The following is a 25651-nucleotide window of genomic DNA, read 5'->3' as shown; positions in this document are numbered from 1 at the left end:
GGGCCCCCCCCCCCCCGCCCCCCCGCCGGGGGGCGGCGGGCCGCCCCCCCCACGCCGCCCCCCCCCCCGGCGCCCCCCCCCGCCCCCCGGGGGCCCGCCTCGGTGCTTCAGCGCCTCAGCGCTTCATTGCTTCAGGCTCAGCTGAAGGAGTCGCCGCAGGCGCAGGAGCCGGTGGCGTTCGGGTTGTCGATCGTGAAGCCCTGCTTCTCGATGGTGTCCACGAAGTCGACGGTGGCGCCGCCCAGGTACGGGGCGCTCATCCGGTCGGTGACGACCTTGACGCCGTTGAAGTCCTTCAGCACGTCGCCGTCGAGCGAGCGCTCGTCGAAGAACAGCTGGTAACGCAGGCCGGAGCAGCCACCGGGCTGGACGGCGACGCGCAGCGCGAGGTCGTCGCGGCCTTCCTGCTCCAGCAGGGCCTTGACCTTGGCCGCGGCGGCATCGGTGAGGAGGATGCCACTCTCGACGGTGGTCTCGTCCTGGACGGTCATCTGCTTTCTCCCGGTCTTGACGACGGTATGCCGCCAGTGCCAACCAACGGCCGTCCGGTTTCATTTCCCGGACGGCGATGGATTTCTGCGGCCTGTTCGGCGGCCGGTTTTCCGTGGGCCGGGTGTGCCACCCGCGTCCCCTACGCTCCCCATGCTCGCACAACCGGCGCGTACCGGTCACGGCCCTCCTCGTGGATCCGGGTGAACCGGCCCCGTGGCCGGCCGTTCGGCGCCAGGATGGGCGGCATGATCCTTCGCCAGGTCAGGGACACCGCAGAGGACGCCGAGGCCGTCCGGGAACTGTCCTCCGCCGCTCGCGCCGAGCCGGCCGCCGGGCCGGCGGCAGCTGCGGCGCCGCCCTGGCCGGCACCGCTGGAGCTGGCCCGGACCCGGCACCTGGCCCGCACGGATCCGGGCGGGTGCTGGCTGGCCTGGACGGGCGGGGAGGCGGTCGGGGTGGTGCTGTCGCTGCGCCGGGAGGGGCTGTGGATGCCCTCGCTGTTCGCGGTCCGCCCGTCCGCCCGGGGCAAGGGGGTCGGGCGGCTGCTCCTGGAACGGGCCGCGGCCCACGCGCGGGGCTGCCTGCGGGGCATGGTCTGCTCCTCCTCCGCCCCGGCGGCGGCCCGGCGCTACCGACTGGCCGGCTTCACCCTGCACCCGGCGATGCGGCTGAGCGGGCGCGTGGACCGGGCGGGGCTGACCGATCCGGGGGACATCCCGGTGCACCCCGGCAACGCGACCCACCTGCACCTGCTGGACTCGGTGGACCGGCGGCTGCGCGGGTCCGCGCACGGACCCGACCACGAGCTGATGCTGGGGCACTTCGAGGAACTGCTGGTCGCCGACGCGCTGGCCGGCAGCGGCTACTGCTACCGGGACGGCGGCTCGGTGCGGCTGCTCGCGGCCACCAGCAAGCGGATCGCCGCCCGGCTGCTGCGGGAGGCGCTGGCCCGGGTGCCGGAGGGCGTCGAGGCGCGGGTGGAGCACCTCACGGCCGAGCAGGAGTGGGCGCTGGACGTCGGGCTGGAGGTCGGGCTGACCCCGGAGACCGGGGGCTTCATCGGGGTGCGGGGGATGCGGCCGCCGAGCCCGTACCTGCCGAGCGGGGCGTTCCTGTAGCGACGGGCGCGGCCGGGAACGCGTACGGCCCCGGCGCGCGGGGCGCCGGAGCCGTACGGGAACCTGGCGTCGGTCAGACCATGGTGTCCAGGATCTCCCGGACCATCTCCATGGTCGTGCCCGGGTGCAGGAAGGCGAAGCGGGCGACCGTCTCGCCGTCCCAGCCGGTCGGGGTGACGAAGCCGATCTGGTCCGCGAGCAGCTGCTGCGACCAGCGGTAGTAGTCGTCGTTGGTCCAGCCCTTGCGCTTGAAGCAGACGGCCGAGAGCTGCGGGTCGAACAGCAGCTCCAGGTGCTCGGTCTCGCGGATCAGCTGGGCGGTGTCCCGGGCCAGCTGGAGGCCGGTCTCGATGGCGTCGGTGTAGGCCTGGACGCCGTGCACGGCCAGCGAGAACCACAGCGGCAGGCCGCGGGCGCGCCGGGTGAGGTGGTAGGCGTAGTCGGTGGGGTTCCACTCGTCGCCCTCGGTGTGCAGGACGTCCAGGTAGGAGGCGTCCTGGGTGTGCACGGCGCGGGCCAGCTGCGGGTTGCGGTAGATCAGCGCGGCGCAGTCGAAGGGGGCGAACAGCCACTTGTGCGGGTCGACCACGAAGGAGTCGGCGTGCTCGATGCCGTCGTAGCGCTCGCGCACCGAGGGGGCGAACAGGCCGGCGCCGCCGTAGGCGCCGTCCACGTGGAACCACAGGTCCCGCTCGCGGGCGACCTCGGCCAGACCCTTGAGGTCGTCGACGATGCCCTCGTTGGTGGTGCCGGCGGTGCCGACGACCGCGATGACCGTCTCGGGGTGGGGGTCGGCCGCCAGGGCCGCGCGCAGCGCCTCGCCGGTGAACCGCCGGTTCACGGTCGGGACCTTGAACGCCTCGACGCCGATGATGTTGAAGGTGTTCTTGACCGAGGAGTGCACCTGGTCCGCGACCGCGATCCGCAGCCGCGCCTCCGGGCCGACGCCGAGGCGGCGGCGGGCGGTGTCGCGGGCGACGACCAGGGCGGAGAGGTTGCCCGCCGAGCCGCCGGAGACGAAGCAGCCGCCGGCCGTCTCGGGCAGGCCGGCGCGGTCGGCGATCAGGCGGAGCACCTGGTTCTCGGCGGCGATCGCGCCGGCCGCCTCCAGCCAGGAGATGCCCTGGAGCGAGGCGCAGGAGACGACCATGTCGAACAGCAGCGCGGCCTTGGTCGGGGCGCACGGGATGAAGGACAGGTAGCGGGGGCTGTCGGCGGAGATGACCGCCCGGGAGAGCTCGTGGTCGTACAGCTTGAGCACGTCGGCCGGGTCGTTGCCGTCCTGGTTGAGCAGACCGGACAGCTGGGCGCGCAGGTGCTCGCCGTCACCGGGGTGGTCGAGCGGGACGGGGTCGTACTGCAGCCGCTCCCGCATGTAGTCGAAAACCAGGTCGACCAGTTCGTTGTCGGGCCGGTGCATGCGGTCGGGTACTGCGGACACGGCTGTCCCTCTCGGCTGTGGAGTGTCGGGGGGATCCGGTCTGCGGGACGCCTCACCGCGTCGACCGGACGTGATCAGCGTAGGCAGCCGCGGCGCTTCGCCGCGCGTCGGAACGCGGCTGGTCAGGCAGGTTTCGAGCGTCTTCGGGCGGGTTCGCGCAGGATTCCTGCGCGTGGGCCGGAGGGTCAGCCGATCAGCTGGGAGAGGACCACGGAGGAGCGGCTGCGCTGGACGCCGGGCTCGCGCCGGATGCGCTCGATGACGGCCTCCAGATGGCGGGTGTCCGCCGCCCGGAGGTGGACCAGCGCGTCCGGGTCGCCGGTGACCGTCCAGGCGGCGACCACCTCGGGGAACTGCCGCAGGCTGGCGAGGATCTCCTCGGGGGCGGTGCGCTCGCGGCAGTAGACCTCGACGAAGGCCTCGGTCTGCCAGCCGAGCACGGCCGGATCGAGCACCACCGTGAAGCCGCGCACCACGCCGCGCGCCCGGAGCCGGTCGATGCGGCGGCGCACGGCGGTGGCGGAGAGGTTCACCTGGAGGCCGATCTCGGCGTAGGAGGCCCGGCCGTCGCTGCCGAGCCGGGCGAGGAGCTGCCGGTCCGTCTCGTCCAGGTCCGCCCCGATCACCTCGTGCGCTCGGCTGCTCGTCATCGGTGCGGGGCTCCACGGGTCGTGCGGGGTGTTCGAGGGTGCGTTCCGGCGGCGGTCGGTGTGCGGGAGGCGGTCGCTGGGCTGCCGCCGGCACGGCCGGTACCGATGCCGAAACGGTTCGCCACCCATTCTGGCGGATGACCTGAACGAGTTCACCGCCTGCGGATGACGCGGAGGAGACCCGGGCCTGTCCGGCGGACTCCGTCGGGCCGGGCCACGGCCGCGGTCCGACCGACCGGTCCTCAGTCCACGAGCAGGACGATCTTCCCCCTGGTGCGGCCCTCGGCACTGAGCGCCTGGGCGGAGGCGGCCTGGGCCAGCGGGAAGGTGGAGGCGACGGTGACGGTCAGCCGGCCGTCGTCGGCGAGCGCGGCCAGTTCGGCCAGGTCCGCGGCGTCGGGACGGACCCACACGTAGTGGCCGCCGAGGGCCTTCACCCCGAAGTCCACGATGGAGGCGATCCGGCCCCGGTCGGCCACCAGCCCGGCAGAGACCTGTACGGCTCCCCGGCCGACCAGGTCGAGGGCCGCGTCCACGCCGTCCGGGGCGAGCGCCCGCACCCGCTCGGCCAGCCCCTCCCCGTGGGCGACCGGTTCGGCACCCAGTCCGCGCAGGAAGTCGTGGTTGCGCTCACCGGCCGTGCCGATCACCCGGGCGCCGCGGGCGCGGGCGATCTGGACGGCCAGGTGGCCGACCCCGCCGGCGGCCGCTTGCACCAGCAGGGTGTCGCCCTCCGAGAGCCGCAACGTCCGCAGGCTCTGCAGGGCGCTGAGCCCGGCCAGCGGCAGCCCGCCGCACTGCGCCCAGTCGAGCGCGGCGGGCCTGCGGGCGAGGGTGCGGACCGGCGCTGCGACCAGTTCGGCGTAGGTGCCGTGCTCGACGGCGTCCTTGCGGACGTAGCCGTACACCTCGTCGCCGGGGGCGAACTCGGTCACCCCGCCGCCGACCGCCCGGACCACGCCGGCCACGTCCCAGCCCGGCACCAGCGGGAAGTGGACGTCCAGCATGCCGTCCAGGGCGCCGTCCCGGATCTTCCAGTCCACCGGGTTCACCCCGGCGGCCCGCACCTGCACCAGGACGGAGTCGGGCCCGACCTTGGGGTCGGGCAGGTCGGTGTACTCGACCACCTCGGGGCCGCCGTAGCGGTTAATCGCGATTGCCTTCATGGGCTCAGCCATACCCGACCGCCCCGGAATACCGGCCCGGCCACGCCGGAACGGCCCTGAACCGGTGACCGGCACCGCGGCAGTCCACTTCGGCGAGCGGTTCTCGTCACATCGACAGGATGGCCATCGTCACTCTGACGCTAAGCGGTTAGAATAGATAGCGTCAGATAGACGAAAAGGCTTCACCGCTCGATCGGCCGCACAGAAGGGCACCCGCCCGTGACCACCACCCTCACCGAGACCCACGGCGTCGACCCCACTCCGACGCCGCTCGCTCTGCTGCTGCTCGGCCGGGAGGCCGACCCGAACAGCGAGCGCGGCGTCGAGTGCCCCGGCGACCTCCCGCCGGCCTCCGACCCCGACCTCGTCGAGCGCGCCCGCGCGGCCAAGGCCGCGCTCGGCGACCGCGTCTTCATCCTCGGGCACCACTACCAGCGCGACGAGGTCATCGAGTTCGCCGACGTCACCGGCGACTCCTTCAAGCTCGCGCGCGACGCGGCGGCCCGCCCCGAGGCCGAGTACATCGTCTTCTGCGGCGTGCACTTCATGGCCGAGTCCGCGGACATCCTCACCAGCGACCGGCAGCAGGTCGTCCTGCCGGACCTCGCGGCCGGCTGCTCGATGGCCGACATGGCCACCGCCGAGCAGGTCGCCGAGTGCTGGGACGCGCTGACGGACGCCGGCATAGCCGACGTGACCGTGCCGGTCTCGTACATGAACTCCTCCGCCGACATCAAGGCTTTCACCGGCAAGCACGGCGGCCTCATCTGCACCTCCTCCAACGCCAAGCGCGCCCTGGAGTGGGCCTTCGAGCAGGGCGAGAAGGTGCTCTTCCTGCCGGACCAGCACCTCGGCCGCAACACCGCGGTGCGGGACATGGGCTTCTCGCTGGACGACTGCGTCGTCTACAACCCGCACAAGCCGAACGGCGGTCTGACCGCCGAGCAGCTGCGGGACGCCAAGATGATCCTCTGGCGCGGGCACTGCTCGGTGCACGGCCGGTTCAGCCTGGACTCCGTCAACGACGTCCGCGAGCGGATCCCCGACGTGACCGTCCTGGTGCACCCCGAGTGCAAGCACGAGGTCGTCGCGGCCGCCGACATGGTGGGCTCGACCGAGTACATCATCAAGGCCCTGGACGCCGCCGAGCCCGGCTCCAAGTGGGCCATCGGCACCGAGCTGAACCTCGTCCGCCGCCTGGCCAAGGCGCACCCGGACAAGGAGATCGTCTTCCTGGACCGCACGGTCTGCTTCTGCTCCACCATGAACCGGATCGACCTGCCGCACCTGGTCTGGGCGCTGGAGTCGCTGGTCGACGGCCGGGTGCCGAACGTGATCACCGTGGACCCGGAGACCGAGAAGCACGCCAAGGCCGCCCTCGACCGGATGCTGGCCCTCCCGTAGCCCGACGCCCGCCCGCCCCACAGGCGAGCGGGCGACCCCGCCCCCCTTGCCCCGGAGGCGAGCGGGCGAGCACCCGCCCCGAGCCGAAGGGGCGCGCCGGTGCCGAAAGGGAGAAGCGAGGAGGCCCCGAGGGACGAGGGGCCTTGGAGCGCCGACCGTCGGCACCGGACCGGAAGCGCCCCGGAGGCGAGCGGGCGACTAACAGCGCGGCGGGCCCCCTCCCACCGGAGGGGGCCCGCCCTTTCGTCTGGCAACAGCCGGAGCGGCTAGTCGTACTCGGGGAACCCCGGGATCACGCCCTCGCCCTCGGACAGCAGCAGTTCGCGGACCTCGCTGATCGTCGCCTCGGAACTCGGCAGGATCAGGTCGGACGGCTCCAGGGCGTCGTCGGGCAGCCGGGTGCCGTACCGCATCACCGCGTCGAGCAGCTTGCCGTAGGCCTGGCGGAAGTTCTCCTCGTCGCCCGACTCCACTGCGGTGAGCAGCTCGTCATCGAGCTGGTTGAGCAGGTTCAGGTGGTCCTCGCCCACCTCGAACTGCCCCTCACCCATGACCCTCATGATCATGCCGTGCGTCTCCCTGATTCGTGGGGTCGAGCCGAGCTCACTTGTTGTAGTTGATGCGAGGGGTGTCCTGCGACTGCTGCTGGGGCTGGGCCTGCTGCTGCGGCTGCCCCTGCTCGATGGCCGCCGGGCCGGAGGAGGAGCCGCCGGACAGCTCGGCCTTCATGCGGGCAAGCTCCAGCTCGACGTCGGAGCCGCCGGCCACCCGCTCCAGCTCGGCCTCGATGTCGTCCTTGCGGCCGAGGCCGCTCGCGTCGTCGAGCGCCCCGGAGGCCAGCAGCTCGTCGATCGCACCGGCCCGGGCCTGCATCTGGGCGGTCTTGTCCTCGGCGCGCTGGATGGCCAGGCCGACGTCGCCCATCTCCTCCGAGATGCCGGAGAAGGACTCGGCGATGCGGGTCTGCGCCTGCGCCGCGGTGTAGGTGGCCTTGATGGTCTCCTTCTTGGTGCGGAAGGCGTCGACCTTGGCCTGCAGCCGCTGGGAGGCGAGGGTGAGCTTCTCCTCCTCGGCCTGCAACTGCTGGTACTGCGTCTCCAGGTCGGTGATCTGGGACTGCATGTTGGCCTTGCGGGTCAGCGCCTCGCGCGCGAGGTCCTCGCGGCCGAGGGACAGCGCCTTGCGGCCCTGGTCCTCGTACTTGGCGGACTGCTGCTGGAGCTGGGTCAGCTGGAGTTCCAGGCGCTTGCGCGAGGTCGCGACGTCCGCGACACCACGCCGTACCTTCTGCAGCAGTTCGAGCTGCTTCTGGTAGGAGTAGTCGAGCGTCTCACGGGGATCCTCCGCCCGATCCAAGGCCTTGTTCGCCTTGGAGCGGAAGATCAGCCCCATACGCTTCATGATTCCGTCGCTCATGGGCCTCGGGTGCCCCCTTCTCCGGCCTGCGGTTTTGATCTCGTTACCAGACACGACGAGTGTATGTGCAGCGAGCCCGTCGCCGCAGTGCACCTGCCTGCAACAAGACTGCTACAGCGACCAGTGGCAGTTCCTCATCCCCCGGGTGGATCCGCCTCTCATCCTCCCCATACTCCATCCGATTGATCCCCTACGGGAAGGGCCCTGGACACCCGGGTCGGAACCGGACCGGAGGATCGATACGCGTTTGGGTCCGAGGGGAGCCGTGGTCGTGCCCGCTCACCCCGTACGCTGGGGGTGTGTTCCGACGCCGTTCAGATGATGCCGCCGCCTCCGCCACCGTGCTGGAGAAGCAGGACGAGACGACCCAGGCCCGCCACCCGCAGGCCAAGAAGGGCCGCCCCACCCCCAAGCGCAGTGAGGCCGAGGCCAACCGGCGTACCCGGGTGACGGTGCCCAAGGACCGCAAGGAGGCCGCCCGCCAGGCGCGCGACCGGATGCGGGTCGAGCGCGAGAAGCAGCGCCAGGCCCTCATGGAGGGCGACGAGCGCCACCTGCCGGCCCGCGACAAGGGCCCGGTGCGCAAGTTCGCCCGTGACTACGTGGACTCCCGCTGGTCGCTGGCCGAGTTCTTCCTGCCCGCCGCCGTGGTCATCCTGGTCCTGAGCATCGTCAAGGTGCAGGCGATCCAGCTGCTCTCCACCCTGCTGTTCCTGCTCTTCTTCGTCGTGGTGGTGCTGGACTTCGTCCGCCTCGGCTTCGGCCTGCGCAAGCAGCTGGGCGAGCGCTTCCCCGGGGAGAACACCCGCGGCGCCGTCGCCTACGGCATCATGCGCACCCTGCAGATGCGCCGACTGCGCCTGCCCAAGCCGCAGGTGCGGCGCGGGGAGAAGCCCTGACCGCCGAACCGGTGGACTCCGGCTGGGCCCCGCCCTCCTGGGAGGGGCCCGGCCTGTACGCGCTGCCCGGGCAGGGGGACGGCGGCCACGACCGGCTCGGGCAGGAGCGGCGACTGCCCTCGCGCAGCGGCTCCTTCGCCGGCGGGACCGGCGCCTGGCTGGAGCGGCTCGGCGGACTGCGCAACTTCGTGCGCCAGGAGCTCGTCTCCCGGCAGCTCGCCGAGCAGTTGGCCGGCCGTACCGCGCAGCGCGTCCTCGACATCGGCTGCGGCCAGGGCACCCAGGCCCTGCGGCTGGCCAGGGCCGGCCACTACGTCACCGGGATCGACTCCGACCCGGTCGCGCTCGGCGTCGCCCAGGGGGCCCTCGCCGAGGAACCGCCCGAGGTCCGCGGCCGGCTCCAGCTGCTCAGCGGTGACGGGCACCAGTGCGGGCGCTGGTTCGGCCCGCGCAGCTTCGACGTGGTGCTCTGCCACGGCGTCCTGATGTACCTGCCCGACCCGGACCCGATGATCGCCTCGCTGGCCCGGCTGCTGGCGCCCGGCGGTCTGCTCTCGCTGCTGGTCCGCAACCGCGACGCGCTGGCGCTGCGGCCGGCGGCCGCCGGGGACTGGCGGGCCGCCCTGCACGCCTTCGAGAGCGACCGCTACTACAACCGGCTCGGGCTGGCCGCCCGCGCCGACCGGCTCGCCGACCTGTCCGTCACCCTCTCCGAGGTGTCGGTGCCGCTCAGGCACTGGTACGGCGTGCGGGTCTTCACCGACAACGCGCCCGACGACGCGGCCCCGCCGGTGGACGGGCGGCAGCTGGCCCAGCTGCTCGAAGCCGAGGACCGGGCCGCCCGCACCGACCCGTACCGGCAGGTCGCGGCGCTGCTGCACCTGATCGGGGCGAAGTAGCCGCCGGAGCGGCCCCCCGCCCCGCGCGGCTCAGGCCTCGTGCAGGCTCATCGCGTAGACCTTGCTCCCGTCCTCCAGCAGGACGGCGGTGTCCACGCCCTCGTCGACGAGCTGCTTCCAGGTCTCGCCGATCCACGTCTCGGCGTCCCCCTGGCCGGCGAACTCCTCCTGGCCGCCGCTCGGCGTCACCACACTGCCGTCCGCCTTCTCGTACCGCCACGTCCAGACCATGCCCGGCTCCTCCCGCCACCCGCTCCTCGTGTGGTGCGCACCATAGCTTGCCCGCCGGGATCTTCCCTATGCCTGGTCGGGCAGGATGGGCGGCATGGCGACCCACTCACCCCTCCCCCGCACGCTGCTGCTCGGCGGCGCGCGCTCCGGCAAGTCCACCCGCGCCGAGCAGCTGCTCGCCGACCGGCCGGACGTCCTGTACGTGGCGACCGGAGGCACCCGCGACGGTGACGCCGAGTGGGCCCAGCGGATCGAGCTGCACCGGGAGCGGCGCCCGGCGAGCTGGCGCACCGCCGAGACCTGCGACCTGGAGGCCGTGCTCACCGACGCCACCGACCCGGCACCGGTGCTGATCGACTGTCTGGCGCTGTGGCTGACCTCGGTGATGGACGAGTGCGACGCCTGGGACGACCGGGCGTGGGCGCAGGGCGGGGAGGCCGCGGTGCGGCGCCGCTGCGAGGCGCTGGCGGCGGCCTGGGCGGCCACCGCGCGCACCGCCGTCGCGGTGAGCAACGAGGTCGGCATGGGTGTCGTCCCGGCCACCGCCGCGGGCCGGCGTTTCCGCGACACCCTGGGCCGGCTCAACATGGCCGTGGCGGACGCCTCGGAGCGGGTGCTGCTGGTGGTGGCGGGGCAGGTCGTCACCGTCAAGCCAGCCGCAGCCTGAACACCCGCGGCGTGTAGCCTTCCCGACGATGGACACGACCGTGGATCTCGATACGTTCTCCTCGCTCGTCGAGCGCCCCGACGACAGCGCCCGGCGGGCCGCCGAGGAGCGGTGGCAGGAGGCCGGCCGGCCGCGCGGCGGGCTCGGCAGGTTGGAGGAGCTGGGCAGCTGGCTGTCCTCCGTGCAGGGGCGTTCCCCGGTGCGCCCGGTGGTCGCGCCCAAGGTGCTGCTGTTCGCGGCCGACCACGGTGTGGCGGCGCTCGGGGTCTCCCGGCTGCCCGCCCGGGGCGGCACCGCGGCCCGGGTGCGGGCGGTGCTCGACGGCACCGCGCCGGTGGCCCGGCTGGCCGCGCGCTACGGCGCCGGGGTGCGGGTGGTCGACGTCGGCGTGGACACCGACCCGGCGGACTTCCCGGACGAGGTGGTGAGCCACCGGATCCGACGCGGCTCCGGCCGGATCGACGTCGAGAACGCGCTCACCGCCGAGGAGACCGTACGGGCCTTCCGGGCTGGCATGGCCGTGGCCGACGAGGAGGCCGACTCCGGCACCGACCTGGTGCTGCTCGGCGACCTCGGGGTCGGTTCCACCACGGTGGCCGCCGTGCTGGTGGGCGCCCTCTGCGGGACGGACGCCGCCGCGGTCTGCGGGCGCGGCTCAGGTGTCGACGACCGGGTGTGGATGGTCAAGTGCGCCACCATCCGGGACTCGCTGCGCCGGGCCCGGCCGGTGCTGGGCGACCAGATCGCCCTGCTCGGGGCGACCGGCGGGGCCGACTTCGCGGCGATCACCGGTTTCCTGTTGCAGGCCGCGGTCCGTCGGCTGCCGGTGGTGCTGGACGGGGTGGTCTCGGCGGCCTGCGCGCTGGTCGCCCAGCGGATCGCCTTCCGGGCGCCGGAGTGGTGGCGGGCCGGGCAGTCCAGCGGCGAGCCGGCCCAGGCGAAGGCCTACGACCGGCTGACCCTGACGCCGTTGCAGGACCAGGGGATCACCATGGGCGAGGGCGTCGGCGCGGTGCTGGCGCTGCCGCTGCTCCAGGCGGCGGGCGACGCGCTGGCGGACGAGGTGCCGCAGCCGTCCGCGCCGGCGGCGCCGAAGGAGCAGCCGAGGCTGCCTTCGGCGGCGGACCTGCTCCGGAGGCTGTAGGACGTCGACGGTGTCGTCCCCGCGTCCCGCCCGGGGCGCGGGGACTTTCGTTCGTGCGGTGCGGTGCGGTTCGGTTCGGTGCGGTGCGGTGAGGAGCGGGTGCGATGGCGGGCGGCGGCGACGGAGCCGGCTGGGGCGAGGGGCTGCGGTTCGCGTTCGGGACGCTGTCGGTGCTGCGGGTGCGGGTGGAGCGGTGGGACCGCGCGGCGGCCGCGCGGGCGATGACGGCGGCTCCGCTGGTGGGCCTCGTGCTGGGCGCCGCCGCGGCCGGGGCCGGCGCGCTGGTGGCCTGGCGGGCGGGTGGACCGCTCGGGGCGGTGACCGCGGTCGCGGTGCTCGCCGCGCTGACCAGGGGGCTGCACCTGGACGGGCTGGCGGACGTCGCGGACGGGCTGGGCAGCGGCAAACCGGCCGAGGAGGCGCTGCGCATCATGAAGCAGTCCGACATCGGACCGTTCGGGGTGCTGACCCTGGTGCTGGTCCTGCTGGCCCAGGTCGCCGCGCTGGCCGGACAGTTCGGGCACTCGGTGGCGCGCGGCGCGCTCGCGGTGCTCGCCGCGGCGGTGGCCGCCCGGTGCGCGCTCGGCTGGGGCTGCCTGCGGTCGGTGCCGGCCGCCCGCCCCGGCGGGCTCGGGGCGGTGGTCGCGAGCACCGTGTCACCGGCCGGGGCCGCCGCCGGGACGGCCCTCGGAGCCCTGGCCGTCGCCGCGTCAGGGCTGTCCGACGGGTGGTCAGCCCTGCGCCTGCCACTGGCGGTTGTGGTCGGCGTCGGCTGCGCCCGGCTGCTGCTCGGGCGGTGCGTCCGACGGTTCGGCGGAATCACCGGCGACGTCCTCGGCGCGATGGCGGAGACGGCCGCCGGCGGCACGCTGTTCGCCCTGGCGTTGCTCGGCTGACACCGGGCGGCGCGTGATCCCAGCATGCGGACTACCATGCGTGAAGCACCGCAGCCCTGCACCGTGGCAGGACCTGCCCGCCCGGCGCGCAACGAGGAGCCGGGGCCTCTGGTGTGCGCGGCCGCGGACGGCGGATGCGCACACCAGGGGGCCCGGACCCGCCTGCCCGCCGGCGGACGGCCTGCCAGGACGGGCTGCGCCGGTTCGGCAGTCACGCCGCGACCGGCCGTGGAACGCGAAAGAACAGGACGCATGACGTGACTGCATTGTCTGTGAGCACCTCCTCCGCCGCCTCGCTGCGCGCGGACGCGCTGGTGGTCGGTGTCGCGAAGGGCCCGAAGGGCGTCGTGCTCGCTCCGGGCGCCGAGATCGTGAACGAGGCGTTCGAGGGCAAGCTGGCCGAGGTCCTCGGCACCCTGGGCGCGTCCGGCGCCGAGGGCGAGGCCGTCAAGGTGCCCTCCCCCGCCGGCCTGAAGGCCCCGCTCGTGCTCGCGGTCGGTCTCGGCGAGGCCGCCGAGGACGGTTACCGGCTGGAGGCGCTGCGCCGCGCCGCCGGTGTCGCCGCCCGTGCGCTGGCCGGCGTCAAGAAGGCCGCCCTGGCCCTGCCGGGCGAGTCCGCGGCCGAGGTCGAGGCGGTGGCGCTGGGCGGCCTGCTCGGCTCGTACTCCTTCGGCACGTACAAGGCCGACGGCAACGGCAAGGCGCCGGTCGGCGAGCTGGTCGTGCTGACCGCCCGCAAGGGCAGCAAGGACGCCAAGGCCGCCGTGGAGCGCGCCGCCGCGATCGGCGAGGAGATGAACCGCGCCCGCGACCTGGTCAACACCGCGCCGAACGACCTGACCCCGAAGAGCTTCGCCGCGATCGCCCAGGCGGCCGGCAAGGAGCACGGCCTCAAGGTCGAGGTGCTGGACGAGAAGGCGCTGACCAAGGGCGGCTTCGGCGGCCTGCTGGGCGTCGGCGGCGGCTCGGAGAACCCGCCGCGGCTGGTGAGGGTGGCCTACACCCACCCCAAGGCGAAGGCCACGCTGGCCTTCGTCGGCAAGGGCATCACCTACGACTCGGGCGGCATCTCGCTGAAGCCGGCCGGCCACAACGAGACGATGAAGTGCGACATGGCCGGCGCCGCCGCCGTGTTCGCCACCGTGGTGGCCGCCAAGCGCCTGGGCCTGGCCGTCAACATCACCGGCTGGCTGGCGCTGGCCGAGAACATGCCCTCCGGCTCCGCCGTCCGCCCGGGCGACGTGCTGCGCATCTACGGCGGCAAGACCGTCGAGGTGCTGAACACCGACGCCGAGGGCCGGCTGGTGCTGGCCGACGCGATCGTGCGGGCCGGCGAGGAGAACCCGGACGTCATCATCGACGTGGCGACCCTCACCGGCGCCATGGTGCTGGCGCTGGGCACCCGCACCTTCGGCGTGATGTCCGACAACGACGAGCTGCGCAACAAGCTGCACGCCCTCGCGGGCGAGGTCGGCGAGCAGTCCTGGCCGATGCCGCTGCCGGCGGAACTGCGCAAGGGCTTCACCGAGTCGACCATCGCCGACCTGGCCAACATGGGCGAGCGGATGGGCGGCGGCCTGGTGGCCGGGCTGTTCCTGAAGGAGTTCGTGGCCGAGGGCATCGACTGGGCGCACCTGGACATCGCCGGTCCGGCGTTCCACGAGGGCGCGCCGTTCGGCTACACCCCGAAGGGCGGCACCGCGAGCGCGGTGCGCACCCTGCTCCGGTTCGCCGAGCAGACGGCGGCCGACGGCAAGGCCTGATCCGACGGTCTCCCCGACTCGACGGGGCCCGGCGCCTGTGCGCCGGGCCCCGTCGGCGTTCCTGGCGCGGTTACCCGGAAGTAGGGCCGGACGCCCGGGCGCACCTCTGTTCGCCACGGGCGAAACTTTGTTCCGCACTGCGGAAGCGGCCGCGGGAAGCGCCCCGGAAGACGCCCGTCCGGCGGCTGTCAATACCGCCTTGAGCTGCGATGATGCCCTTCCGTCGGGGGTCTTCCCGCCCCGGTGACCGCTTCGTGGGACACCCCTGGGGTGGGCCCGGACATCAGCCACCGCGAACAAGTGCGAAGATGTATTTCCGGCACGACTGGGCGCCCCACAAAGGCTTCCGACCCACCGGACCGCGACCGGCCCGGCGACCCACCCCATTGCATGGAGGACGTGACGTGGCGAACGACGCCAGCACCGTTTTCGACGTAGTCATTCTCGGAGGCGGAAGCGGCGGTTACGCCGCGGCGCTCCGCGCCGCTCAGCTGGGTCTGAGCGTCGCCCTGGTCGAGAAGGGTGAGCTGGGCGGCACCTGCCTGCACCGCGGCTGCATCCCGACCAAGGCGCTGCTGCACGCCGCCGAGATCGCGGACGAGACGAAGGAGGCCGCCGAGTTCGGCGTGCTGGCCACCTTCCAGGGCATCGACATCAACGGCGTCCACAAGTACAAGGACGACGTCATCGCCGGCCTGTACAAGGGCCTCCAGGGCCTGGTGGCGTCCCGCAAGGTCACCTTCGTCCAGGGCGAGGGCAAGCTCTCCTCGCAGACCTCGGTCGACGTCAACGGCCAGCGCATCGAAGGCCGCCACATCGTGCTGGCCACCGGTTCCGTGCCGCGTTCGATCCCGGGCCTGGAGATCGACGGCAACCGCGTGATCTCCTCCGACCACGCCCTCAAGCTCGACCGCATCCCGAAGTCGGCCGTCATCCTGGGCGGCGGCGTCATCGGCGTCGAGTTCGCCTCGGTCTGGAAGTCCTTCGGCGTCGACGTCACCATCGTCGAGGCGCTGCCGCACCTCGTCCCGCTCGAGGACGAGAACTCCTCCAAGCTGCTGGAGCGCGCGTTCCGCAAGCGCGGCATCAAGTTCGAGCTGAAGGCCCGCTTCTCCGGCGTCGAGTACACCGAGAACGGTGTCCGCGTCTCCACCGAGAACGGCAAGCAGATCGACGCCGACCTGCTGCTCGTCGCCATCGGCCGCGGCCCGGTCTCGGCCGGCCTCGGCTACGAGGAGAACGGCGTCGCGATGGACCGCGGCTACGTCCTGGTCGACGAGTACATGCGCACCAACGTGCCCACCATCTCGGCCGTCGGCGACCTCGTCCCGACCCTCCAGCTCGCCCACGTCGGCTTCGCCGAGGGCATCCTCGTCGCCGAGCGCCTGGCCGGCCTCAAGCCGGTGCCGATCGACTACGACGGCGTTCCGCGGGTGACCTACTCCAACCCCGAGGTGGCCTCCGTCGGCATCTCCGAGGCCAAGGCCGTCGAGCTGTACGGCAAGGAGAAGGTCGTCACCCTCAAGTACAACCTGGCCGGCAACGGCAAGAGCAAGATCCTGAAGACCGCCGGCGAGATCAAGCTCGTCCAGGTCAAGGACGGCGCCGTGGTCGGCGTCCACATGGTCGGCGCCCGCATGGGCGAGCAGGTCGGCGAAGCCCAGCTGATCTACAACTGGGAGGCCCTGCCGGCCGAGGTCGCGCAGCTGATCCACGCGCACCCGACCCAGTCCGAGGCCCTGGGCGAGGCGCACCTGGCGCTGGCCGGCAAGCCGCTGCACGCGCACGACTGATCGCGCCCACCACCCCCCTGTTTCCAGTACTTCCCGTACGCAAGACTTGATAGGAGTCGCTGAAACCATGGCGGTCTCAGTAACACTGCCCGCGCTGGGCGAGAGCGTTTCCGAGGGCACCGTCACCCGCTGGCTGAAGGCCGAGGGTGAGCGTGTCGAGGTCGACGAGCCGCTGCTGGAGGTGTCGACCGACAAGGTCGACACCGAGATCCCGGCTCCCGCCTCCGGCATCCTGGCCTCGATCAAGGTCGCCGAGGACGAGACGGTCGAGGTGGGCGCCGAGCTGGCGATCATCCAGGACGGCTCCGAGGCCGCCGCTGCCGCCCCGGCCCCCGCCGCCGAGGCCGCGCCGGCTCCGGCCGCCGCCCCGGCCGCTCCGGCTCCGGCCGCCGAGGCCCCGGCTGCCGCCCCGGCTCCGGCCGCCGCGCCGGCTGCCCAGGACGCTCCGGCCGCTCCGGCGGGCGACGCCACCCCGGTGCTGCTGCCCGCGCTGGGCGAGTCCGTCACCGAGGGGACCGTCACCCGCTGGCTGAAGGCCGAGGGTGAGACCGTCGAGGTCGACGAGCCGCTGCTGGAGGTGTCGACCGACAAGGTCGACACCGAGATCCCGTCGCCCGTCGCCGGTGTCGTCGTCAAGATCCTGGTCGGCGAGGACGAGACCGCCGAGGTCGGCGCCCAGCTCGCGCTGATCGGTGCCCCGGGTGCTGCGGCTGCCGCTCCGGCGCCGGCTGCTGCTCCGGCTCCGGCCGCTGCTCCGGCCCCCGCGCCGGCTGCGGCCGCCCCGGCCCCGGCTCCGGCTCCGGCCCCGGCCGCCCCGGCCCCGGCCCCGGCTGCCCCGGCTGCGGCTCCGGCCGCTGCTCCGGCTCCGGCCGCCGCCGCTCCGGCCCCGGCTGCCCCGGCTGCCGACAACGGTGACGCCTACGTCACCCCGCTGGTGCGCAAGCTCGCCGCCGAGCACGGTGTCGAGCTGTCCTCCGTCACCGGCACCGGTGTCGGCGGCCGCATCCGCAAGCAGGACGTCATCGCCGCCGCGGAAGCCGCCAAGGCCGCCCCGGCCGCGGCCCCCGCCACCGCTGCCGCCCCGGCCGCCGCGCCGAAGGCCGCCGCCGCGCCGTCCGCGCTGCGTGGCCAGACGGTCAAGATGACCCGCATGCGCAAGGTCATCGGCGACAACATGATGAAGGCCCTGCACGAGCAGGCCCAGCTGACCAGCGTGGTCGAGGTGGACGTCACCAAGATCATGTCGCTGCGCGCCAAGGCCAAGGACGGCTTCCTCGCCCGCGAGGGCGTCAAGCTCTCCCCGATGCCGTTCTTCGTCAAGGCCGCCGCCCAGGCGCTGAAGGTCCACGCGGTCATCAACGCCCGGATCAACGACGCCGAGGGCACCATCACCTACTTCGACACCGAGAACATCGGTATCGCGGTGGACTCCGAGAAGGGCCTGATGACCCCGGTCATCAAGGGTGCGGGCGACCTCAACATCGCCGGCATCTCGAAGAAGACCGCCGAGCTGGCCGCCAAGGTCCGCGACAGCAAGATCACCCCGGACGAGCTGTCCGGCGCCACCTTCACCATCAGCAACACCGGCTCGCGCGGTGCGCTGTTCGACACCGTGATCGTGCCGCCGAACCAGGCCGCCATCCTGGGCATCGGCGCCACCGTCAAGCGCCCGGTGGTCATCGAGGCCGACGGCGGCACCGCCATCGGCATCCGCGACATGACCTACCTGTCGCTCTCCTACGACCACCGCCTGGTGGACGGCGCCGACGCCGCCCGCTACCTGGTCGCGGTCAAGGAGATCCTGGAGGCCGGCGAGTTCGAGGTCGAGCTCGGCCTGTAGGGATTGCTTCCCGGTCGTACGGAACCCCGCGTCGTCCCCGGACGGCGCGGGGTTCCGCCGTTCCCGGCCGCTCGAAACGGGTCGTGGCATGCACGAAGGCCGCCGAACGGGGATGCTGGAGCCGTGATTGACGAGACCGACTTCTGGCAGATCATCGACGAGACCCGGGAGGCCGCCGAGGGCGATCCCGACGAGCAGGCGGACCGGCTGGTGGAACACCTGGTCCGGCTCACCCCGGACGACGTGATCGACTTCGCCCGGCTGTTCGAGGCCCGGTTCCAGCGCGCCTACCGCTACGACCTCTGGGGCGCGGCGTACCTCCTGCTGGACGGCGCCTCCGAGGACACCTTCGACTACTTCCGCTGCTGGTTGATCGGCCAGGGCCGGGAGGTGTTCGAGGGCGGGCTGGCCGAACCGGACGATCTGGCGGACCTGCTGCCCGAGTTCGACGAGGAGGAGGACGGCGAGGCCGAGGACCTCGGCTACGCGGCCGACGAGGCGTACGAGCAGCTGACCGGACTGCCGCTGCCCGAGGTGGGCGAGCCGCAGGCCGGGCGGCCGTCCGGGGCGCCGCTGGACTTCGACGACCCGGACGTCATGGCGAAACGCTTCCCCAAGCTCTGGGAGCGGTACGGGGACTGAGGGCGCCCGCCCGGCTCGGCGGCGGCTCCGGCGCGGCGGATCAGGTGCTGCTGCCGGAGCTGCTGTCCTGCTTGATGCCCTTGAGGATCTGGTCCAGCACCGAGGCGTCCGGTGCGGCCGGGTCGTCGTCCACGCCGCCCTCGAAGACCACGTAGCCGCCGCCCTTGGCCGGGACGGCCGCCAGCACGACGTAGCCCTGGGTGCCGTCCGAGGTGCGGACGTGCCAGCGGGTGGCGTAGCCGAGCACACCGGCGACGGTGACGTAGTCGGAGCCGGAGTCGGTGTGCGAGGTGATCCCGCTGAAGATCCCGCCGGCGTAGGCCGCCATGGCGGCGTCGGCGGCCGCCTTGGGCGAGGAACCCTGGACGGTGTCCTTCTCGATCGAGAACTGGCCGCGGATGCAGGCGTTGCCGTCCGGGCAGGTGTAGCGGCCGCTGCCGAGGAAGACCGTGGAGTGCACGGGGTTGGGCGTGACGTCCCAGCCGTCGAACACCGGGACGGTGATCGCGTGCTGGGGGTCCGGGACGGTGCTCTTCACCACCGGGACGGGCTTGGGCGGCGCGACGGTGGGCGTGCTGCTGGTCGGGGAGGGGGTCGGCGCGGGGCTGTCGCTCTGGCTGACCGAGACGGTGGGGCCGGGCGTCGGACCGGCCTTCGGGTCGCCGCCCTGGTTCAGCACGATCCCGGCGATGAGCCCGCCCACGGCCAGCACGCCGACCGCGATGCCGATGATCACACCGGTCCTGTTCCCGGCCGGGCTCGACGGCGGGTACCCGGGGCCCGGGTAGCCGTAGCCCCCGCCCTGGTAGGCCTCCTGGCCGGGGTAGCCGGCGTGACCGGGGTAGCCGTAGCCGGGGTCCGCGGCACCGTAGCCCGGGTGCTGGCCGCCGCCCTGGCCCGGGTAGCCGTAACCGGGGCCGGGAGCCGGTGAGCCGCCCTGCGCCGGGTATCCGTAGCCGGGCTGCCGGGCCGGGGGCTGCCACGTCTCGGTGGGGGCGTCGGCGAGCTGTCCGGCGCCGCCCTGGATCGGCCGGACCTCACTGGTCCAGGCGCTGCCGTCCCACCAACGTTCGTGACCGGGGCTGCCGTCCGCACCGGGGACCGGGTACCACCCGGGAGGCGTCGAGTTGCTCACGGGCGTACGGTACCCGGCGGCATGCGGCTCCAGACAGGGCGGGTACGTCACGACTCCGCACCACCGGCCCCGCTGACGCGGCGGCAGGGCAGGGCGCTCAGTCGGCCAGCCGGCGGGCCATCCAGACGTCGTCCACGTACCGGCCGTCGATCAGGAACTCCTCGGCCAGCGAGCCCTCGACGACGAAGCCGCAGCTCTCGTACAGCCGACGGGCCGGGGTGTTCCAGCCGAGCACCCGCAGGCTCATCTTGCGGGCGCCCCCGGCCCGGGCCGCCGCGCAGGCCGCCTCGACCAGGCGCCGGCCGATGCCCCGCCCCCGCGCCGGGCCGGCGACGGCGAGGCCCTGGATCTGCCGGACGTGCCGGTTGGCGGCCAGCGGCGTCGGCGGCACCTGGCGGACGTACCCGACGATCCGGCCGTCCAGCAGCGCGACCAGGTACTGGTCGGGGGTGTGCCGCTCGTCGAAGAGGGACGCCTCCGCGCGGGGCTCCGGGGAGACGTCGGAGAGCGTGGACCAGGAGTCGCGGTCGAGGGCCGCGAGCTCGAGGTCGTCCTCGAGCCTTGCCTGTCGGATGATCAGATCATCATGTGGGGCTTGAGACATGCGCGTCATGGTAGTGAGGCGTGTGCGGGGGTGACGGGCCCGCGGGGGCTGCGAGGATGGGGCCATGCGCATCGCTGTCACGGGCTCCACGGGATTGATCGGTTCAGCACTCGTCCGCTCCCTGCTGGCGGACGGCCATGAGGTGGTCCGGCTGGTCCGGCGCCGTTCCCGGACGGGCCCCCAGCCCGACGGCACCACGGCGATCGGCTGGAACCCGCTGCTCGGCGAGGTCGAGCGGGACGGCCTCGCGGGGGTCGAGGCGGTGGTCCACCTGGCCGGCGCCGGGGTCGGCGACCGCCGGTGGACGGAGGCGTACAAGCGGGAGATCCGGGAGAGCCGGGTGTACGGCACCGAGACCCTGGCCGTCGCGCTGGCGGAGCTCAAGGAGCCGCCGCGGGTGCTGGTCAGCGCCTCCGCGGTCGGCTGGTACGGGCAGACCGGCGACCGGGTGATCGACGAGGACTCCCCCGCCGGGGACGACTTCCTGGCCGAGGTGTGCCTGGAGTGGGAGGCGGCGGCGCGGCCGGCCGAGCGGGCCGGGATCCGGGTCGTGCACCCGCGCACCGGCATGGTGCTGTCCGCCGCCGGCGGAGCGGGCGGGCGGCTGTTCCCGCTGTTCAAGCTGGGCCTGGGCGGACGGCTCGGCAGCGGGCGGCAGTACTGGAGCTACATCTCGCTGGCCGACGAGGTGGCGGCGCTGCGGTTCCTGATCGACCGGGAGGACCTCTCCGGCGCCTTCAACCTCACCGCGCCGGAGCCGGCGACCAATGCCGAGCTGACCGCGGCGATCGGGCGCGCGGTGCGGCGGCCGACCCCGTTCCCGGTGCCGGAGGCCGTCCTCAAGCTGGTGCTCGGGGAGTTGGCGGTCGAGGTCGTCGGCAGCCACCGGGTGGTGCCGCGGCGGCTGCTGGACGCCGGGTTCCACTTCACGCACCCGGACCTGGACTCGGCGGTGCGGGCGGCGCTCTGACGGCCGGGCCGGGGCGCCCTGGCGGCCGGCTCGGGGGGCTCCGGCGCCCGGGGCGGGGCGCTCCGACGGTCGGCTCGGGCCGCTCCGGCGTCCGGGCGGGGCGCTCCGACGGTCGGCTCGGGCCGCTCCGGCGTCCGGGGCGGGGCGCTGGCGGTCAGTCAGGGGACTCTGACGGCCGGTTCTGGGTCCTCCCTGCCGCCGACTCCTGCGTCACGCGTGGGCGCCCTCCGGTGTTCGCCCTGGCCGAGGGCATATGCCGGGCGGGGGTCGGACGGGGCTCCGGGAGGGGGCGCACGGGAGCACATGGTGGGCGCGTCGCACGCCCCCGGTGACCGTGCGCGCCCGCCAACCCCGTCAGCCGGCCGCCACGGCGCACTGTCCGTGACCGCGCCCCCCGCCGGTGCCGCACAACCCCGCTCGACCCCCGCATCCGGTCCGCACCGCTTGTCTGACGCTCACACTGACTGGGCATCACCTTCCACGGACCGTGTCCCGGCACCCCGCTGCCTGCGTCGGCCGGAGCCCCGGGACCAGGGAGGGAGCACGCCAGTGCCCACGTACGACTTCACCCGCCGCGCGCGTCGACCGTCCGACCCGGACGTCGTCGTGGTCGGCGCCGGACTCGCGGGTCTGGCCGCCGCCCGCGCACTCACCGGACGCGGCCTCGACGTTCAGGTCCTGGAGGCCACCGACCGGGTCGGCGGCCGGATGGCCACCCGCGAGCTGGACGGATTCCGGCTCGACGACGGCAGCCACCTGCTGAACACCGCGTACCCCGAACTGCGCCGGGCGCTCGACCTCGACCGCCTGGACCTGCGCCCGCTCACACCAGGCGTGCTGGTGCACAGTGCCGGCCGCCGCTACCGGACCGGGGACCCGCAGCTCACCACCGCCCGCCAGGCCGCGACCCGGGCGCCGCTCGGCAGCCCGCTGGACAAGGCCCGGCTCGGCAGCTGGCTCGGCAGGATCGCCACCACCCCCGCCGCCCGGCTGCTGGCCCGCCCGGAGACCACCACCGCCCGTGCGCTGACCGGCCACGGCCTCGCCCCGCGCACCGTGGACGGCTTCCTGCGGCCGCTGCTCAGCGCGCTGCTCGGCGATCCGACGCTGGGCACCAGCAGCCGCATCGCCGACCTGGTGCTGCGTTCCTACGCCCGCGGACGGCTCTGTCTGCCCGCCGACGGGATCACCGCCGTTCCGGCCCAGTTGGCCGCCGCGCTGCCCGCCGGCACCGTGCGGACCGGCGTGCGGGTCACCTCGGTCAGCGCCGACGGCGTGGAGACCGTCGGCCACGGGCGGATCGGGGCCCAGGCCGTCGTCGTCGCCACCGACGCCCGCTCCGCCGCCGAACTGCTGCCCGGGCTGCGGCTGCCGGACTTCCACCCCGTGACCACGTTCTTCCACGCGGCGGACCGCGCCCCGCTGGGCGAGGCCGTCCTGCTGATCGACGCCGACCGGCCCCACGGCCACCCGCCGCTGGTCTCCCACTCGCTGGTGCTGAGCGAGCTGCACCCCTCCTTCGCCCCGGGTGGGCAGTCGCTGATCGCCAGTACCGTGCTCGGGCGGCGCTCCTTCGACGCGGGCGGCCCGGCCGGACTGGAACCGGCCGTCCGGGCCCGGCTCGCCGAGCTGTACGGCGCCTCGACGACCGGCTGGCAGTTCCTCAGCGTGCGGCACGTCCCGGACGCGCTGCCCGCGATGCCGCCGCCGCACAACCCGCGTCGGCCGGTGCGGCTGCTCGCCGGGCTGTACGTCGCCGGGGACCACCGGGACACCAGCACCGCCCAGGGGGCGCTGGTCTCGGGGCGGCGGGCGGCGGAGGCGGTGCTGCGCGACCTCGGGCTGCCGGCCGGGGCACCGGAGGCCGAGGCGGCGGCCTGAGGGCCGGCCCGGCTCGGGGCTCGCGCGGGCCGGACGTCCTGAACGGGGTGCGCGTCGGCGACGTCGTTAGACGCGCTCTCCCGGCGGTCCGGTCGGCCAGTGGACCGGTGGACCGGTGGGCTGGCGATCCGGCGGTCCGGCGGGCAGCAGCAGCCGCCCGTCCGGAGGGGTCGGCCGTGAGGGGCCGGGCCGCGCCGAAGGCGACGGCCGGGCTCGGACGGCGGCCCGGGGTGCTCACCCGTCGGCGCGCAGCAGCCACGCGGTCGTGCCCGGCGGGGGTCCGCGGCGCGGGTCGGCCACGTGCCCGGCCGCGCGGGTCGGTGACGCAGCCGGTGGCCGCGGGTGCGGCGGCAAGCGGATGCGGCGGCAGCGCGGGGCCCGTGGCGGAGAGCGGTCGGGCCTTCGCGGCCCGCCGGTCGGGCGGCGGGCGTGGGCAGCCGGGCGACCGGGTGGCCCGGTCCCGTGGCCCGTGCCGCCGGGCGAGCGGTCAGATCACCCCCGCCTGGCGGGCCGTCTCCTCGAAGGCGCGGGCGACCGGGCTGCCCCGGTACGGGGTGAGGCGGCGGTGGAAGTCCCGGACGTACTCCAGCGAGCGGGCCGAGCGCATCTCCCCCGCCGCGCGCAGTGCGTCGGTGGCCATCGTGCAGGCCTCGTCGAGGTCGCCCATGCCGAGCCGGGCGGTGGCCAGCACCAGCCGGCAGAAGATCCGGCTGCGCGCGTACGCGGGCGAGCGCAGCCGCAGCGACTTCTCCGCGTGCTGGGCGGAGGTGCGCCACTGCTGGAGGTCGCGGTAGCAGTGGGCGAACTCGTCGGAGAGCTGCGCCTCGTCGAAGTACCGCGCCCAGGAGGGCAGTTCGTCCCCCGTGCGGGCCGCCGCGAGGGAGCGCTCGGCCCGTACCAGCGCCGTGGTGCAGGAGCGGACGTCGCCCAGCAGGCCGTGCCCGCGCGCCTCGGCGGCGTGCATCAGCGACTGGACCACCGGCGGGACGGCGGTGCCCACACCCTGCTGGGCGACCCGGGCGAGCTGGACGGCCTCCCGGCCGTGGCCCAGGTGGACGGCCTGCTGGCTCATCGTCACCAGGACGTAGCCGCCGAGGGCGCGGTCCCCGGCGGCCTGGGAGAGGCGCAGCGCCTGAACGAAGTAGCGCTGGGCGAGGCCGTGCGCGGCGATGTCGAAGGACGTCCAGCCGGCCAGCCGGGTCAGGTCGGCGACCGCGCCGAACAGGGCCCGGCCGATCTGCTCGCCGTAGCGGCCGCGCAGCATCGGCTCGGCCTCGCTCTCCAGGTAGCGGACCAGCGCCTGGCGGGCGTGGCCGCCGCCGTAGGCGTGGTCGAGCGCGCGGAAGAGGTCGCCGACGGCACGGATGGCGGCGATGTCGCCGCGGCCGACGCGCAGGGCGGGGCGCGCCTCGCGGGTCGGGTCGGTGTACGGCGGCTCGACGGCGGTCGGCGGGCGCCGGCTCTGGGTGGGCACCCGGCCGATCGGGGCGGCGGTGCCGGTGGTTCCGGCGGTGCTGCGGGAGCCGGTGGCGCCGGTGGCCTGGCCGCGCGCGGGGCTCGCGCTCGGGGCGCCGGGCGTGCCCGCGGGGCCCTGCGCCGGTGCGGTGGGGGCACTGCCCGGCGGCCCGGTGGCGGCGTCCGGGCGGGCCAGCGTGGAACCGTCGCGGGCGACGCGCTCGTCGGTGCGGCCGATCAGCCAGTCCCGGCTGGGGACGACCAGACCGGCCGGGGTGAAGGCGATCCGGCGCAGCTCGGACTGCGGGCCGTTGTCCTTGCGCCACATGCTCGCCACGATGTCCACCGCCTCCTGCGGGGTCTCGGCGAACTCCAGGCCCGCGTAGACCGGGGCGCAGGCGTCCAGGCCGAGGTCCTGGGCGGTGAGGCGGCGGCCGAGGCGGCGCGTGAAGACCTCGGCGATCAGTGCCGGGGTGGCGCCGCGGGGCTGCTGACCGCGCAGCCAGCGGGTGACCGAGGTCTTGTCGTAGCGCAGGTCGAGGCCGTGCTCCAGGCCGAGTTGGTCGACCCGGCGGGCCAGGCCGGCGTGCGAGAAGCCGGCCTCCTCGATCAGCGCGGCGAGTTGGCCGTTCTGCGGCGCCGGGCCGGAGTGGCCGGAGTGGCCGCCCGCGGCGGCGGGGGCCGGGGCGGGGGCGGCTTCGTGCCGGTTCGGCGTGGCCTGCACGGGCAGCCGCAGGTCGTCCGCGGCCGGGGCGTCGGTGGTCAGCGTCTCGGTGGTCAGCGTGTCGCCGGTCAGGGCGGTGGGTGCCAGGGCTTCGGGGGCGTCCGGAAGGGCCCGGCCGACCGGACCTCGGTGCTGGCCGAGCGGGTCGAGCGGTCCGTACGCCGGGCTGTCGGTTGCAGGCCGTTGGGGCATGTCAGTCAACACCTCTCGGACGTCGCACCGGGCTCTACCAGCACTTCGGCTGCCTGGGGCGGCGCCCCCTGTCGGGAATCGGCGTGAATGTAGCGAGCATTCGGGCGCTATGGGTGGATCTGACCGAGCAATCCTCCGAACGGGTGAAGCAACCGCGCCCATTGTGGGGAAGCGAGGTCAGGGCGGGTTTGGCCTTCCGGGGTCGAACCGTCGATCGGTCGTCATGTCG

Annotated in this window: 23 protein-coding genes; 13 read left to right on the top strand and 10 right to left on the bottom strand. The window is 74.1% G+C overall.

Annotated features, from left to right (window positions below; genetic code table 11):
• Positions 1–137 precede the first annotated feature (137 nt).
• Positions 138–491, bottom strand: coding sequence for an iron-sulfur cluster insertion protein ErpA (gene erpA, locus ACGF07_RS08870; RefSeq protein ID WP_350749159.1), 354 nt, complete (start codon positions 489–491; stop codon positions 138–140).
• Positions 492–737: 246 nt separating this feature from the next.
• Between erpA and ACGF07_RS08865 the strand changes: the two genes are divergently transcribed.
• On the top strand, positions 738–1610 hold the full coding sequence (locus tag ACGF07_RS08865; protein ID WP_392896758.1) for a GNAT family N-acetyltransferase: 873 nt from the start codon (positions 738–740) through the stop codon (positions 1608–1610).
• A 73-nt stretch (positions 1611–1683) separates the two neighbouring features.
• Here the strand turns inward: ACGF07_RS08865 and ACGF07_RS08860 are convergent, their stop codons facing one another.
• The 3 genes from ACGF07_RS08860 to ACGF07_RS08850 form a co-directional block, all read right to left on the bottom strand.
• Positions 1684–3051 carry a pyridoxal-dependent decarboxylase gene (locus ACGF07_RS08860; protein ID WP_350749161.1) on the bottom strand — a complete coding sequence of 456 codons (1368 nt, stop codon included), beginning with the start codon at positions 3049–3051 and terminating at the stop codon, positions 1684–1686.
• Positions 3052–3236: 185 nt separating this feature from the next.
• Positions 3237–3701, bottom strand: a complete 465-nt coding sequence (locus tag ACGF07_RS08855; RefSeq protein ID WP_350749164.1) for an Lrp/AsnC family transcriptional regulator — start codon at positions 3699–3701, stop codon at positions 3237–3239.
• A gap of 242 nt (positions 3702–3943) precedes the next feature.
• Complete coding sequence (locus tag ACGF07_RS08850) at positions 3944–4867, bottom strand: NADP-dependent oxidoreductase (RefSeq protein ID WP_392896755.1); 924 nt, start codon at positions 4865–4867, stop codon at positions 3944–3946.
• Between the two features lie 219 nt (positions 4868–5086).
• On the opposite strand from ACGF07_RS08850, the gene nadA reads away from it, so the two are divergent.
• On the top strand, positions 5087–6271 hold the full coding sequence (gene nadA / locus ACGF07_RS08845) for a quinolinate synthase NadA (protein ID WP_392896753.1): 1185 nt from the start codon (positions 5087–5089) through the stop codon (positions 6269–6271).
• A 266-nt stretch (positions 6272–6537) separates the two neighbouring features.
• Here nadA and ACGF07_RS08840 read toward each other — a convergent pair whose 3' ends face one another.
• Together ACGF07_RS08840 and ACGF07_RS08835 are read right to left on the bottom strand one after the other, a co-directional pair.
• A complete protein-coding gene (locus tag ACGF07_RS08840; protein ID WP_350738988.1) occupies positions 6538–6837 on the bottom strand; it encodes a hypothetical protein in 300 nt (99 codons plus the stop codon).
• Between the two features lie 37 nt (positions 6838–6874).
• Complete coding sequence (locus ACGF07_RS08835; protein WP_392896751.1) at positions 6875–7687, bottom strand: PspA/IM30 family protein; 813 nt, start codon at positions 7685–7687, stop codon at positions 6875–6877.
• A gap of 299 nt (positions 7688–7986) precedes the next feature.
• Here ACGF07_RS08835 and ACGF07_RS08830 point away from each other — a divergent pair, with 299 nt between their 5' ends.
• Complete coding sequence (locus ACGF07_RS08830; protein WP_392896749.1) at positions 7987–8586, top strand: DUF3043 domain-containing protein; 600 nt, start codon at positions 7987–7989, stop codon at positions 8584–8586.
• 188 nt (positions 8587–8774) lie between these two features.
• On the top strand, positions 8775–9485 hold the full coding sequence (locus tag ACGF07_RS08825) for a methyltransferase domain-containing protein (protein ID WP_350738997.1): 711 nt from the start codon (positions 8775–8777) through the stop codon (positions 9483–9485).
• A gap of 30 nt (positions 9486–9515) precedes the next feature.
• On the opposite strand, the gene ACGF07_RS08820 is transcribed toward ACGF07_RS08825, so the two are convergent.
• The gene (locus ACGF07_RS08820) at positions 9516–9716 is read right to left on the bottom strand and encodes a hypothetical protein (protein WP_350738980.1); all 201 of its coding nucleotides are present in this window, start codon (positions 9714–9716) and stop codon (positions 9516–9518) included.
• A 94-nt stretch (positions 9717–9810) separates the two neighbouring features.
• Here ACGF07_RS08820 and cobU point away from each other — a divergent pair, with 94 nt between their 5' ends.
• The 7 genes from cobU to ACGF07_RS08785 all read left to right on the top strand — a co-directional run bounded on the left by cobU (position 9811) and on the right by ACGF07_RS08785 (position 18461).
• On the top strand, positions 9811–10383 hold the full coding sequence (gene cobU, locus ACGF07_RS08815; RefSeq protein WP_392896747.1) for a bifunctional adenosylcobinamide kinase/adenosylcobinamide-phosphate guanylyltransferase: 573 nt from the start codon (positions 9811–9813) through the stop codon (positions 10381–10383).
• 28 nt (positions 10384–10411) lie between these two features.
• Positions 10412–11527 carry a nicotinate-nucleotide--dimethylbenzimidazole phosphoribosyltransferase gene (locus ACGF07_RS08810; RefSeq protein ID WP_392896746.1) on the top strand — a complete coding sequence of 372 codons (1116 nt, stop codon included), beginning with the start codon at positions 10412–10414 and terminating at the stop codon, positions 11525–11527.
• 104 nt (positions 11528–11631) lie between these two features.
• On the top strand, positions 11632–12423 hold the full coding sequence (locus tag ACGF07_RS08805) for an adenosylcobinamide-GDP ribazoletransferase (RefSeq protein ID WP_392896744.1): 792 nt from the start codon (positions 11632–11634) through the stop codon (positions 12421–12423).
• Positions 12424–12680: 257 nt separating this feature from the next.
• Complete coding sequence (locus ACGF07_RS08800) at positions 12681–14186, top strand: leucyl aminopeptidase (RefSeq protein WP_392896742.1); 1506 nt, start codon at positions 12681–12683, stop codon at positions 14184–14186.
• 404 nt (positions 14187–14590) lie between these two features.
• Positions 14591–15979 (top strand): dihydrolipoyl dehydrogenase, encoded by a 1389-nt coding sequence (gene lpdA, locus ACGF07_RS08795; RefSeq protein WP_392896740.1) that lies wholly within the window; start codon positions 14591–14593, stop codon positions 15977–15979.
• 67 nt (positions 15980–16046) lie between these two features.
• Complete coding sequence (sucB, locus tag ACGF07_RS08790) at positions 16047–17819, top strand: 2-oxoglutarate dehydrogenase, E2 component, dihydrolipoamide succinyltransferase (RefSeq protein WP_392896738.1); 1773 nt, start codon at positions 16047–16049, stop codon at positions 17817–17819.
• A gap of 126 nt (positions 17820–17945) precedes the next feature.
• Positions 17946–18461, top strand: coding sequence for a DUF4240 domain-containing protein (locus ACGF07_RS08785; RefSeq protein WP_350738994.1), 516 nt, complete (start codon positions 17946–17948; stop codon positions 18459–18461).
• Between the two features lie 40 nt (positions 18462–18501).
• On the opposite strand, the gene ACGF07_RS08780 is transcribed toward ACGF07_RS08785, so the two are convergent.
• Positions 18502–19596, bottom strand: a complete 1095-nt coding sequence (locus tag ACGF07_RS08780) for a DUF2510 domain-containing protein (RefSeq protein ID WP_392896736.1) — start codon at positions 19594–19596, stop codon at positions 18502–18504.
• 97 nt (positions 19597–19693) lie between these two features.
• On the bottom strand, positions 19694–20200 hold the full coding sequence (locus ACGF07_RS08775) for a GNAT family N-acetyltransferase (RefSeq protein ID WP_392896735.1): 507 nt from the start codon (positions 20198–20200) through the stop codon (positions 19694–19696).
• A gap of 64 nt (positions 20201–20264) precedes the next feature.
• Between ACGF07_RS08775 and ACGF07_RS08770 the strand changes: the two genes are divergently transcribed.
• Positions 20265–21170 carry a TIGR01777 family oxidoreductase gene (locus ACGF07_RS08770; RefSeq protein WP_350738958.1) on the top strand — a complete coding sequence of 302 codons (906 nt, stop codon included), beginning with the start codon at positions 20265–20267 and terminating at the stop codon, positions 21168–21170.
• A 549-nt stretch (positions 21171–21719) separates the two neighbouring features.
• A complete protein-coding gene (locus ACGF07_RS08765; protein WP_350738956.1) occupies positions 21720–23051 on the top strand; it encodes an NAD(P)/FAD-dependent oxidoreductase in 1332 nt (443 codons plus the stop codon).
• 487 nt (positions 23052–23538) lie between these two features.
• Here the strand turns inward: ACGF07_RS08765 and ACGF07_RS08760 are convergent, their stop codons facing one another.
• Positions 23539–25422 carry a regulator gene (locus ACGF07_RS08760; protein ID WP_392896732.1) on the bottom strand — a complete coding sequence of 628 codons (1884 nt, stop codon included), beginning with the start codon at positions 25420–25422 and terminating at the stop codon, positions 23539–23541.
• Between the last annotated feature and the right edge of the window lie 229 nt (positions 25423–25651).

Origin of the sequence: Kitasatospora sp. NPDC048194, from assembly GCF_043202455.1 — a bacterium.
Classification (GTDB): Bacteria; Actinomycetota; Actinomycetes; order Streptomycetales; family Streptomycetaceae; genus Kitasatospora.
Note: the sequence above shows the minus strand (reverse complement) of the source record. Positions and strands in the feature narration are given on the sequence as shown.